Source organism: Blautia sp. DFI.3.45 (assembly GCF_020593505.1).
Taxonomy (GTDB): domain Bacteria; phylum Bacillota; class Clostridia; order Lachnospirales; family Lachnospiraceae; genus Blautia_A; species Blautia_A wexlerae.
In genome coordinates, this window is the sequence record NZ_JAJDMI010000017.1 from 14985 (window position 1) to 28116 (window position 13132).

The 13132-nt window shown below is 44.3% G+C and carries 13 protein-coding genes; all 13 read left to right on the forward strand.

Annotated elements, in window-relative coordinates; all coding sequences use genetic code 11:
- Positions 1–109 precede the first annotated feature (109 nt).
- Entirely contained in the window at positions 110–1147 is a 1038-nt protein-coding gene (plsX, locus tag LJE09_RS07930) for a phosphate acyltransferase PlsX (protein WP_118330281.1), read from the forward strand.
- Positions 1148–1184: 37 nt separating this feature from the next.
- A complete protein-coding gene (acpP, locus tag LJE09_RS07935; RefSeq protein ID WP_020993747.1) occupies positions 1185–1412 on the forward strand; it encodes an acyl carrier protein in 228 nt (75 codons plus the stop codon).
- Between the two features lie 125 nt (positions 1413–1537).
- Positions 1538–2221 carry a ribonuclease III gene (gene rnc, locus LJE09_RS07940; protein WP_008704699.1) on the forward strand — a complete coding sequence of 228 codons (684 nt, stop codon included), beginning with the start codon at positions 1538–1540 and terminating at the stop codon, positions 2219–2221.
- Between the two features lie 11 nt (positions 2222–2232).
- Positions 2233–5793 (forward strand): chromosome segregation protein SMC, encoded by a 3561-nt coding sequence (smc, locus tag LJE09_RS07945; RefSeq protein ID WP_055057847.1) that lies wholly within the window; start codon positions 2233–2235, stop codon positions 5791–5793.
- 15 nt (positions 5794–5808) lie between these two features.
- Complete coding sequence (ftsY, locus tag LJE09_RS07950; RefSeq protein ID WP_055057848.1) at positions 5809–6759, forward strand: signal recognition particle-docking protein FtsY; 951 nt, start codon at positions 5809–5811, stop codon at positions 6757–6759.
- 80 nt (positions 6760–6839) lie between these two features.
- Positions 6840–8051 (forward strand): threonine ammonia-lyase, encoded by a 1212-nt coding sequence (gene ilvA / locus LJE09_RS07955; RefSeq protein WP_008704690.1) that lies wholly within the window; start codon positions 6840–6842, stop codon positions 8049–8051.
- A 185-nt stretch (positions 8052–8236) separates the two neighbouring features.
- Entirely contained in the window at positions 8237–8560 is a 324-nt protein-coding gene (ylxM, locus tag LJE09_RS07960; protein WP_008704687.1) for a YlxM family DNA-binding protein, read from the forward strand.
- Positions 8561–8563: 3 nt separating this feature from the next.
- Positions 8564–9919, forward strand: a complete 1356-nt coding sequence (gene ffh / locus LJE09_RS07965; protein WP_008704686.1) for a signal recognition particle protein — start codon at positions 8564–8566, stop codon at positions 9917–9919.
- Positions 9920–10032: 113 nt separating this feature from the next.
- A complete protein-coding gene (gene rpsP, locus LJE09_RS07970) occupies positions 10033–10278 on the forward strand; it encodes a 30S ribosomal protein S16 (protein WP_008704685.1) in 246 nt (81 codons plus the stop codon).
- A 64-nt stretch (positions 10279–10342) separates the two neighbouring features.
- On the forward strand, positions 10343–10573 hold the full coding sequence (locus tag LJE09_RS07975) for a KH domain-containing protein (protein ID WP_008704683.1): 231 nt from the start codon (positions 10343–10345) through the stop codon (positions 10571–10573).
- A 144-nt stretch (positions 10574–10717) separates the two neighbouring features.
- Positions 10718–11221: a ribosome maturation factor RimM gene (rimM, locus tag LJE09_RS07980; RefSeq protein WP_008704681.1), complete on the forward strand. Its 504-nt coding sequence runs from the start codon at positions 10718–10720 to the stop codon at positions 11219–11221.
- Positions 11222–11980, forward strand: coding sequence for a tRNA (guanosine(37)-N1)-methyltransferase TrmD (trmD, locus tag LJE09_RS07985; protein ID WP_008704678.1), 759 nt, complete (start codon positions 11222–11224; stop codon positions 11978–11980).
- Positions 11977–13002 (forward strand): tRNA preQ1(34) S-adenosylmethionine ribosyltransferase-isomerase QueA, encoded by a 1026-nt coding sequence (queA, locus tag LJE09_RS07990; protein WP_118330284.1) that lies wholly within the window; start codon positions 11977–11979, stop codon positions 13000–13002. The genes trmD and queA overlap by 4 nt, the downstream gene beginning before the upstream one ends.
- Positions 13003–13132: the final 130 nt, after the last annotated feature.

The window sequence follows — 13132 nt, forward strand, 5'->3', positions numbered from 1 at the left end:
GGAGCTGCTTTGCAGCGGGGCAATTTGCGGATGCCGGGTCAGTAACAGAAAATATCTTTTGATTCTGACATCTGTAAGTGAACAGTAAGTGAACAGGAGATATAAAAATATGGCAGAACAGGTCAGAGTTGTAGTGGACGCAATGGGCGGGGATAATGCCCCGGCAGAACCTGTCAGAGCTGCAGTGGAAGCTGTAACAGAGAGACAGGACATAAAAGTAATTCTTACAGGAAAACAGGAAGTGATAGATAAGGAACTGGCGAAATATTCCGGATATCCGAAGAACCAGATCCAGGTTGTCAATGCATCCCAGGTGATCGAGACAGCAGAACCCCCTGTTTTTGCAATCCGTAAGAAAAAAGATTCATCAATCGTAGTAGGTTTGAATATGGTTAAGAAACAGGAGGCAGATGCCTTTGTTTCATCAGGAAGTACAGGAGCTGTTCTTGTTGGCGGACAGGTACTGGTAGGCAGAAGTAAAGGTGTGGAGAGGCCGCCTCTTGCACCGTTGATCCCTACCACGAAGGGTGTTTCCCTTCTGATCGACTGTGGTGCCAATGTGGATGCACGTCCATCGCATCTGGTGCAGTTTGCGAAGATGGGCTCTATTTATATGGAGAACGTAGTCGGTATTAAAAATCCAAAAGTTGCCATTGTAAATAACGGGGCAGAAGAGGAGAAGGGAAATGCACTTGTAAAAGAAACTTTCCCCCTTCTGAAAGAATGCAAAAGCATTAATTTCATCGGAAGTATAGAAGCCAGAGATATCCCGGCAGGATATGCGGATGTGGTCGTATGCGAAGCATTTGTGGGAAATGTGATCCTTAAATTATATGAGGGAGTTGGTTCTGCCCTGATCCAGAAGATCAAAGAAGGAATGATGACCAGCACAAGAAGTAAGATCGGTGCACTTCTGGTAAAGCCTGCACTGAAAGAAACTCTGAAATCCTTTGATGCAACGGAATATGGCGGAGCACCGCTTCTGGGGCTTAAAGGACTTGTGGTAAAGACGCATGGAAGTGCCAAAGCCATTGAGATCAAACATGGTATTTTCCAGTGTGTACAGTTTAAACAGGAGAAGATCAACGAGAAGATCGCAGAGCGTATCCTGGAGGATCAGGAAGTACTGAAGTCCGGAGCAGAATAGAGCAGGACAGGAACAGAAACAGGAAGGAGGGTTGAAGATGGAACTGGAGAAAATAAAAGCTATCATAGCAGAGGTTCTGAATATTGATGCAGATTCGATCACAGAAGACACTACATTTGTAGATGATCTTGGTGCAGACTCTCTTGATATTTTTCAGATTATTATGGGGATTGAAGAGGAGTATGACATTGAGCTGGATAATGAATCTGTCGAACAGATTCAGACAGTCGGTGATGCTGTTGAAGCAATTCGGACAATTAAATAAAAATGTAACTGTCCGGCAGTCTGAAATTTGACAGGAGCATAATACAGGCGCACTGAGCAGTTGCAAAAAATGATGTCGCAGGGTTGTCAGATGACAGCCCTGCGCATATGGAGAGGGTTAGAGGAATGAATAGAAAGACAGAAGAATTAGAAGAAATCATAGGATATCATTTTAAAAATAAACATTATCTTACACAGGCACTGACTCACAGTTCCTATGCAAATGAGAAGAAGCTGGGGAAGCTGGGCAGCAATGAGAGACTGGAGTTTCTGGGAGATGCTGTGCTGGAGCTGATCAGCAGTGATTATCTGTATGCAAGATTTACCCAGATACCGGAGGGAGAGCTGACAAAGAAGAGAGCCAGCCTGGTGTGTGAGCCAAGCCTTGCCTATTGTGCAAGAGAATTCGGACTGCCGCAGTTTTTGTTGCTTGGAAAGGGCGAGGATATGACAGGCGGAAGAAACAGGGATTCTATCGTCTCTGATGCAACAGAGGCTTTACTGGGAGCTATCTATCTGGATGGTGGTTTTGCTAATGCAAAGGAGTTTGTGCTGAATTTTATCCTGAATGATATTGAACACAAACAGCTCTTTTATGATAGCAAGACCATCCTGCAGGAAATCGTGCAGGAAAACGGAACACAGCCGGTGGAATATATTCTGACAAAAGAAGAAGGCCCGGATCATAACAAAAACTTTACTGTGGAGGCAAGAGTAAACGGAAAAGTGATGGGACAGGGAAGCGGTCATACAAAGAAAGCAGCAGAACAGGCCGCAGCATACCAGGCGATTCGTGTACTCAGAAAATAAACAGGAGAATTATGTATTTAAAGAATATAGAGGTACAGGGATTTAAGTCTTTCGCCCAGAAGATCAATTTTGAATTTCATAACGGGATCACCGGTATTGTAGGTCCGAACGGAAGTGGAAAGAGCAATGTCGGTGATGCGGTGAGATGGGTGCTGGGTGAACAGAGTGCCAGGTCTCTGCGAGGAGGAAATATGCAGGATGTCATTTTCTCCGGTACAGAGACAAGAAAACCCCTGGGTTATGCATCGGTGGCGATCACACTGGATAATTCAGACCATAAGCTTCCGGTTGATTTTAACGAGGTTACGGTTACCAGAAGGCTTTACCGTTCAGGAGAGAGTGAATATAAGATCAACGGAAGTGCCTGCAGACTGAAAGATATCAATGAGATGTTTTATGATACAGGTATCGGTAAAGAAGGATATTCCATTATCGGACAGGGACAGATCGACAGGATCCTAAGCGGTAAACCGGAAGAGAGAAGAGAGCTTTTTGATGAGGCAGCAGGTATTGTTAAATTTAAGAGAAGAAAGAATACCACTATCAAAAAACTGGAGGAAGAACGCCAGAACCTGGTCAGAGTGACAGATATCCTTTCGGAGCTTACCAGACAGCTGGAACCACTGGAGAAACAGTCAGAGACAGCAAGAGTTTATCTTTCCAAAAGAGAGACTCTTAAGGAACTGGATGTGAATATGTTCCTGATGGAGTATGCTGCTGCAGCCAAAGAACTCAAGGAACTGGAAGAGAAGAACATAATTGCGCAGAATCAGCTGAAGGATACCCAGAGTTCCTATGACCGGACCAAGGTGGAATATGAACGTCTGGAACAGGAGCTGGAAGATTTAAATTCCAAAATGGATGCACTTCGCATTTCCGGTCAGGAGCAGGCAATCCGTAAACAACAGCTGGAAGGCCAGATCAATGTATTAAATGAGCAGATACTGGCAGGGGCACAGAATGAAGAGCATTATAAGGGACGTATCCAGACTATTGAGGCTGAACTTTCAGTAAGAACAGATTCAAAGAAGAAACTTGAAGAAGAAAAAACGGATATTTATGCACAGTTAAAGGCTGTCCGTAAGAAACTTTCTGAGGAAGAAGAGAAATTAAGGACAGCGCAGGAGAATATGGAAGCCTGTACTCTCGAAGTGGAGAATGGCAAAAATGAGATCATTGAAATTCTGAACAGCCGCGCCAATGTCAAGGGTAAAGCCCAGAGATTTGATGCAATGATGGAACAGGCAGAAATCCGTAAGGCAGAGATCAGCCAGCGTATTCTCAGACTGAAGAGTGAAGAGGAAGAGCAGCAGACCATTCTGACTACAGCCCGGAAACAGTATGATGAGATTACATCCCAGATTGAAAATGCCAATGAGGAATGTGAACATCTGAATCTGAGTGTGATGAAGATTCAGGAAAAGCTGAAGGAACAGAACACAAAGCTGGAAGCAGAACAGACAGCCTATCACAGAGAGGCATCCCGGCTGGATTCTCTCAGAAATATCGCGGAGCGCTATGATGGATACGGAAACAGTATCCGGAGAGTTATGGAACAAAAAGAACGTGTTCCGGGAATCCAGGGTGTTGTCGCAGATCTGATCCAGGTAAACAAAGATTATGAGATCGCTATCGAGACAGCTCTTGGTGGGAGCATTCAGAATATTGTTACAGATAATGAGCAGACTGCCAAAACCATGATCGAATTTCTGAAAAAGAATCGTTATGGACGTGCGACCTTTCTTCCCATGAGCAGCATAAGTCCCAGAGGTGAGTTTACACCGAAAGAAGCACTGAAAGAGCCGGGCGTTGTGGGGATTGCCAGCGAACTGGTGTCCGTAGCTTCTCAGTATCAGCAGATCACGAAATTCCTTCTTGGAAGAGTGCTGGTAGTTGATAACATTGATCATGCCATTGCAATAGGAAAAAAATACAGACACAGTCTGAGAATGGTCACAACAGAGGGTGAATCCTTAAGCCCGGGAGGTTCTATGACCGGCGGTGCCTTCAGAAACAACAGCAATCTGCTTGGAAGACGGCGTGAAATAGAGGAACTGGAAACAAAAGTAAATCAGCTGAAGCAGAATCTGACCGAAATGCAGAATGCTGTTGAGGAAAATAAAAATCAGAGAAACAGGCTTCGTGATGCCATTGCAGGATTTCAGGAAAAACTCCGTCAGAAATATATAGAACAGAATACTGCCAGAATGAATATCAAACAGCAGGAAAAGAAAGCTGAGGAGATCCGAAGCGGATATGCGCAGATCAACAGAGATCAGGCAGAGATCAAACGCCAGGTCATGGAAATCCGGCAGGATCATGACCGGATTGCCAGGGAACTGGAGAATTCAAAGCAGGATGAGAAAGAACTGGAGAGTTTTATTGAGGCAAAGCAGTCAGAACTGGATGAATGGAAAGAAGAAGAGAAGAAAATCACCCGGGAGTTAGAAGAAATCCGTCTTCAGTCATCCGCTCTTGAACAGAAAGAGAAATTCGACCAGGAAAACCTGAGCCGTCTGAAAGCAGAAATCACAGCTTTTATGACTGAGAAAGAGGATATTTATCAGTCTCTTGCTCACAGCAGTGAAGAGATGGAAAAGAAGCAGGAGATGATCACCCAGCTGAAAAAAGAGTCGGAAGAGTCTGTCCTTCATGAAGAACAGGCACAGATGCAGCTGAAAAATCTGCAGAAGGAGAAAGAGAGCAGAACTTCTCAGCATAAAGATTTTTTTGAGAAAAGAGATTATCTGTCCGGTCAGATCGGACTTCTGGATAAGGAATGTTACCGTCTGCAGGGACAGATGGACAAGCTGGAGGAGAACAGGGAAGAGCGGATTGCCTATATGTGGTCCGAGTATGAGATTACTCCCAATAATGCTGTTTCCTACAGAAAAGAGGAACTTACTGATCTTTCGCAGATGAAGCGACAGGCAGCTCAGATTAAAGATGATATCAGAAAGCTGGGACCTGTAAATGTAAATGCTATTGAGGATTATAAGGAACTTCTGGAAAGACACACCTTTCTGTCCGGCCAGTATGAGGATCTGGTCACAGCGGAGAAAACTCTGGAACAGATCATTCAGGAGCTGGATGAGGGAATGCGGAAACAGTTTTCTGAGAAATTCGGCGAGATCCAGAAGGAATTTGACAAGGCATTTAAGGAATTGTTCGGAGGCGGAAAAGGAACTCTGGAGCTGGATGAAGAGGCAGATATCCTGGAGGCAGGAATTAAGATTATTTCCCAGCCGCCGGGAAAGAAACTGCAGAATATGATGCAGCTTTCCGGCGGGGAAAAAGCTCTGACAGCTATCGCACTTCTTTTCGCGATCCAGAATCTGAAGCCGTCACCGTTCTGTCTGCTGGATGAGATCGAGGCAGCGCTGGACGATTCCAATGTTGGGCGATTTGCCGGATATTTACAGAAGTTGACGAAAAACACACAATTTATTATAATAACCCATAGACGTGGAACTATGAACGCCGCAGACCGGCTTTATGGTATTACCATGCAGGAAAAAGGGGTATCCACACTGGTTTCCGTCGATCTGGTGGAGAATCAGCTTACCCAGTAACAGGAGGAGTTTCACATGGCAGAAGAAAAGAAAGGTTTTTTTAAACGATTAGTCAGTGGACTGGCAAAGACCAGAGACAATATCGTAGCCGGATTTGACAATATTTTCAGTGGTTTTTCCAGTATTGATGAAGATTTTTATGAAGAGCTGGAAGAGATTCTGATCATGGGTGATATCGGGATCAATGCGACCACTTCTATTATTGAGAATTTAAAGAAAGAGGTTTCCGAACGTCATATTAAGGAACCGATGGAATGTAAACAGCTTCTGATCAATGAGATCAAGGATCAGATGCGTGTGGACAGCACAGAGTATGAATTTGAGAACCGCAGATCCGTAGTTTTGGTGATCGGTGTCAATGGTGTCGGAAAAACCACTTCAGTAGGAAAGCTTGCAGGAAAATTAAAAGACCAGGGCAAGAAGGTTATCCTTGCAGCAGCCGATACTTTCCGCGCAGCAGCAGGAGAGCAGCTTACTGAGTGGGCGAACCGTGCAGGTGTGGAGATCATCGGCGGACAGGCGGGAGCAGATCCTGCATCTGTTATCTATGATGCGGTGGCTGCAGCCAAAGCAAGAAATGCAGACGTACTTCTCTGCGATACAGCAGGACGTCTTCATAATAAAAAGAACCTTATGGAAGAACTCCGCAAGATTTACAGGATCCTGGAGAGGGAGTATCCGGATGCATATCTGGAGACACTGGTAGTGCTGGATGGTACCACCGGACAGAATGCCCTTGCACAGGCGAGACAATTTGCGGAGGTCGCAAATGTCAGCGGTATTATCCTTACCAAGCTGGACGGAACTGCCAAGGGAGGTATTGCAGTTGCCATCCAGTCTGAACTGGATATTCCGGTGAAGTACATTGGCGTAGGAGAAAGTATTGACGATCTTCAGAAATTCGATGCAGATGCATTTGTAAATGCGTTGTTTGATGTAGACCATAAAGAAAACCCGGACGCTTAAGATTAGGATGTACTTTCGGAGTCAAATCAAGTACAAAAAGATTCAGGGAGTACATTTATGACAAAATGGAGGAAAAAACAATGCTTACTTTAGAGAGTTTTGAACAGGCATCAGAGATCGTAAAACAGGTCACACAGGAAACAAAGCTGATCAAGAGCAGCTATTTCAGTGAACTTACAGGAAATAAGGTTTATTTAAAACCGGAGAATATGCAGCGTACAGGTGCATACAAGGTTCGTGGTGCTTATTATAAGATCAGCACTCTTTCCGATGAAGAGAGAAATAAAGGTCTGATCACAGCATCCGCCGGAAATCATGCACAGGGTGTTGCCTATGCTGCGCATAAATATGGTGTGAAGGCAGTAATCGTTATGCCTACCACAACTCCGCTGATCAAGGTTGAGAGAACAAAGAGTTACGGTGCAGAGGTTATCCTGCATGGTGATGTATATGATGAGGCATGTGCACATGCACTGGAACTTGCTGAGAAAGAGGGATATACCTTTATCCATCCTTTCGATGATCCGGCAGTTGCCACAGGACAGGGTACCATTGCAATGGAGATCGTTCAGGAGCTTCCGCTTGTTGATTATATTCTGGTTCCGATCGGTGGAGGCGGACTTGCAACAGGTGTTTCCACACTTGCGAAGCTGTTAAATCCACATATCAAAGTCATTGGTGTGGAACCGGCAGGGGCTGCTTGCATGAAGGCTTCTCTGAAGAAGGGGGAGGTTGTGACTCTTCCGCACGTAAATACGATTGCTGACGGTACTGCCGTACAGACACCCGGAAAGAAAATCTTCCCGTATATCCAGAAGAATCTGGACGATATCATCACTATCGAGGATGATGAACTGATCGTTGCTTTCCTTGACATGGTTGAGAACCATAAGATGATCGTAGAGAATTCCGGTCTTCTGACAGTGGCAGCGCTTCGTCATCTGGATGTGAAGGGAAAGAAGATTGTTTCTATCTTAAGCGGTGGAAACATGGATGTTATTACCATGTCTTCTGTTGTTCAGCATGGTCTGATCCAGAGAGACAGAATCTTCACAGTATCTGTGCTCATTCCGGATAAGCCGGGTGAACTGGTACGTGTGGCAAGCGTGATTGCCAGGGCGCAGGGCAATGTTATCAAGCTGGACCATAACCAGTTTGTAAGCACGAACAGAAATGCGGCAGTGGAACTTAAGATCACATTGGAGGCTTTTGGCACAGATCATAAGAATGAGATTGTTAAAGCTCTCGAAGATGCAGGATGCAGACCAAAGGTGATCCGCCCAAGTCTGTGATTGTCTCAGAGTAGCATCTGCCATGTAAATAAATGAAATGGGAGCCCTGGTGTTCAGTATATGGATGCCGGGGCTTTTTTGATGAGATTTTTAAGAAGTGTATCGGAAAAAATAAATTTGTGCTGTCAAGAGAAAATGCTTGACAGCACATTGGAAATAGGTTAATATAGTCAAGGTGATTACAGATGGAGAAGTTTGTAGAGCAAGGTTATTTATATGATTTTTATGGAGAACTTCTGACAGAGAGACAGCAGCAGGTTTATGAGAGTGTGGTGCTGGAGGATTACTCGCTGAGTGAAGTCGCAGAGGATCTGGGCATCAGCAGACAGGGTGTGCATGATATGATCAAGAGATGCAACAAGACCCTTGAAGAGTATGAACAGAAGCTTCATCTTGTAGAGAAATTCCTGAATATACGGGCGCAGGTAAAGCAGATCCGTGTACTTGCCCGGGAATATCATTCCGATGAAATTGTAAATATTTCCAATGAGATTTTAGAGGAGTTATAACATATGGCATTTGAAAGCTTGACAGATAAACTGCAGAATGTATTTAAGAAGTTGCGAAGCAAGGGCCGCCTGACAGAGGAGGACGTTAAGCTTGCCCTTAAGGAAGTAAAGATGGCTCTGTTAGAGGCAGACGTAAACTTTAAGGTTGTGAAGCAGTTTACTAAATCTGTACAGGAGCAGGCAATCGGACAGGACGTTATGAGCGGTCTGAATCCGGGTCAGATGGTGATCAAGATTGTTAATGATGAACTTGTGAAATTAATGGGAAGTGAGACAACAGATCTGCCTCTTCGCCCGGGAAATGAGATCACAGTGTTCATGATGGCAGGTCTGCAGGGTGCAGGTAAGACCACCACAGTTGCGAAGCTTGCAGGTAAGCTGAAATCCAAAGGTAAGAAACCTCTTTTAGTAGCCTGCGATGTTTACCGTCCGGCGGCTATCACACAGCTGCAGGTCAACGGCGAGAAACAGGGCGTGGAAGTATTTTCCATGGGAGATAAGCAGAAGCCTGTGGATATTGCGAAAGCAGCCATAGAGCATGCGAAGGCAAATCAGCAGAATGTCGTACTTATCGATACAGCTGGTCGTCTTCATGTTGATGAAGATATGATGCAGGAACTTGCAGATATCAAGGCGAACATTCAGGTAGATGCAACCATCCTCATTGTAGATGCGATGACCGGACAGGATGCGGTAAATGTGGCAAGCACATTTGCTGATAAAGTAGGAATCGACGGTGTCATTCTTACCAAGATGGATGGTGATACCCGAGGCGGTGCAGCCCTTTCTATCAAGGCAGTAACCGGTAAGCCTATTCTGTATGTAGGTATGGGCGAGAAACTTTCTGATCTGGAGCAGTTCTATCCGGAACGTATGGCTTCCAGAATTCTTGGTATGGGTGATGTCATGAGCCTGATTGAGAAAGCAGAAGCTTCCATCGATAAAGAACAGGCGCAGGACATGCAGAAGAAGTTAAAGAAAATGGACTTTGACTTCAACGATTACCTTACCAGTATGGAACAGATGAACAAGATGGGCGGTATCGGCAGTATCCTGAATATGCTTCCAGGTATGGGCGGTAAGATGAAGGATATTGAGGGAATGATCGATGAGAAAGCCATGGACAGAACCAAGTCAATTATTCTTTCCATGACACCTCAGGAGAGAAGCAATCCGTCAATCCTGAACATTTCCAGAAAGAACCGTATTGCCAGAGGTGCAGGAGTAGATGTCTCTGAAGTAAACCGTCTGGTGAAACAGTTTGAGCAGAGCAAGAAGATGATGAAACAGATGCCTGGTCTTATGGGCGGAAAAGCCGGTAAGCGTGGCGGTGGATTTAAACTTCCGTTCGGACTGTAATTGAGAAGTTAGCGAAGCGGATAACGCTTTGACATAAAAGTTACTGTTTCATAGCTGAACAGTAATATAACATAAGAAAACAATATATTTTATTTAATGGAGGAAAAGAAACAATGGCAGTTAAAATCAGATTAAGAAGAATGGGACAGAAGAAAGCACCTTTTTATAGAATCGTAGTTGCAGATTCCCGTTGCAAACGTGATGGAAGATGTATCGAAGAAATCGGAACATACGATCCAAACCTTGAGCCAAGCGCTGTAACAGTTGATGAAGAAGCAGCTAAAAAATGGCTTGCAGCAGGAGCTCAGCCTACAGATGTTGTAGCAAAAATCCTCAAAGATGCCGGAATTGAAAAATAATTCAGATATACCAGGATAAGGTATTTCTGCAGCGTCCGTAGGGGACGGGTCAGGGAGGTATGTAATGAAAGAATTAGTGGAAGTAATTGCAAAATCTCTTGTTGAAAATCCGGATGAAGTAGTTGTTACTGAGACAGAAAAGGAAGACGCAATCATCGTTGAACTGAAAGTCGGACCTGCTGACATGGGCAAGGTTATTGGACGGCAGGGAAGAATTGCGAAAGCGATCCGAACTGTGGTAAAAGCAGCTTCTTCAAAAAGCAGCAAAAAAGTGATTGTAGATATTCTGCAATGAAAATAAGGGTCAGGAGCTGTGGAACATCCCATGGCTCCTGATTTGGGTTTAAGCGGATTTGGAATATGGATCAGCATTCGCTGTGAGCAGGCATAAAAGCAGAATGCAAATGACGTATGATATGAAAATTATAGGAGTCAGCAGATGGAAGATTTATTAAAAGTTGGTGTGATCACTACGACACACGGAATACGCGGGGAAGTAAAAGTATATCCTACCACAGATGCAGACAGATTTCTGGATCTGGAATATGTTCTGCTTGACACAGGCAGAGAGAAAAGAAAGCTTGAAATAGAGAATGTTAAGTATTTCAAGAACCTTGTAATCCTGAAATTCAGGGGAATTGATAATATTAATGATATAGAGATGTATAAAAAAAGAGAACTCTGGATCCCGAGAGAAGAAGCGCAGGAGCTGGAAGAAGATGAATATTACATTGCAGACCTGATCGGTATGGATGTAGTTCTCGAAGACGGAAGCAAATTTGGAACTCTGAAAGATGTAATGGAAACAGGCGCTAATGATGTCTATGTAGTAGAGGATGCCAAAGGCGAAGAAATTCTGCTCCCTGCTATCAGGGAATGTATCCTTGATGTGGATGTGGAGAAGAATGTAATGACCATTCATCTGATGAAAGGATTAATATAAATGAATTTTCATGTTTTAACCCTGTTTCCGGAGATGATTGAAAATGGCATGAATACCAGCATTACCGGACGTGCGATCACAAAAGGTCTCCTCACACTGGAGGCAGTGAACATTCGTGATTATGCATTCAATAAGCACCAGAAAGTGGATGATTATACCTATGGTGGCGGTGCCGGAATGCTGATGCAGGCAGAACCGGTTTACCTTGCTTATGAGGCGATTGCAAACCGTACGGCAAAAAAGCCAAGAGTTGTATATCTGACTCCTCAGGGGCAGGTATTTAACCAGGCTATGGCCAGAGAAATGGCGCAGGAAGAGGATCTGGTATTCCTTTGTGGACACTATGAGGGAATTGATGAGCGTGTTCTGGAGGAAATCGTCACAGATTACGTATCTATCGGAGATTACGTGCTTACAGGCGGCGAACTTCCTGCAATGGTCATGATGGATTCCATTTCAAGAATGGTTCCGGGTGTACTGAACAATCAGGAGTCCGGTGAGACAGAATCCTTTGCAGGAAACCTTCTGGAGTATCCGCAGTACAGCCGTCCGGAAGAGTGGCATGGCAAAAAGGTACCGGAGGTTCTTATGTCCGGTCATCACGCAAACATAGAAAAGTGGCGCAGAGAGCAGTCAATTTACCGCACGGCAAAAAGACGCCCGGATCTTCTTAAGAAAGCTGATCTGACAAACAAAGAATGGAACTATGTGCGCCAGTTAAGGAAACAGTGGAAGGAAGAAGAGGAGCAGATAAAATGAAAACATCAGATTTTTATTATGACCTTCCTCAGGAACTGATCGCTCAGGATCCTCTGGAGGACAGAAGTTCATCCAGACTGATGCATCTGTCTTTAAAAGATGGCAGCATTGAGCATCGCCATTTCACAGATGTTCTGGATTATCTGGAAGAGGGAGACTGCCTGGTTATCAACGATACAAAGGTAATCCCTGCCCGGTTATACGGACATAAAGAAGAGACAGGAGCACTGATCGAGATCCTGCTTCTGAAGCGAAGAGAGAATGATATCTGGGAGTGTCTGGTAAAACCCGGAAAGAAGGCGCGCCCGGGTGCTAAGATCACATTTGGAAATGGTATTTTAAAAGGTGAGATCATTGATGTGGTGGACGAGGGAAACCGTCTGATCCAGTTCCATTATGAAGGAATCTTTGAAGAAATCCTGGATCAGCTTGGCGAAATGCCTCTGCCGCCTTATATTACACATAAACTGAAAGATAAGAACCGTTATCAGACAGTTTATGCAAAGAACGAAGGCTCCGCAGCAGCACCGACAGCAGGATTGCACTTTACTAAAGAGCTTCTTGAAAAAGTAAAGGAAAAAGGTGTCAATATCGCTCATGTGACTCTTCATGTAGGTCTCGGAACTTTCCGCCCTGTCAAAGTAGATGACGTGGAAAGCCACCATATGCATTCCGAATTCTACATAGTAGAGGAGGATCAGGCAAAGCTGATCAATGACACAAAGAAGGCAGGTAAACGTGTAATAGCAGTAGGAACCACAAGCTGCAGAACACTGGAATCTGCAACAGGAGAAGATGGAATTCTGAAATCCGGAAGCGGATGGACAGAAATCTTTATCTATCCGGGCTATCATTTCAAAATGATCGATGCCCTGATCACAAACTTCCACTTGCCGGAATCCACACTTGTGATGTTGGTGTCTGCGCTGGCAGGCAAGGAGAATATCATGCATGCCTATGAGACTGCAGTGCAGGAAAAGTACAGATTTTTCTCTTTTGGAGATGCTATGATTATCATATAATGTCACCCAAATAATTATATCAATCAATTATCTGGTTATGAGCAAGTAGCGAAGAGGATGCTTTTATCTGCTTGATAAAAGCATAGTAAAAATATAAAAAAGAGCTGAGAAGTCCTTAACTGGATTTTTC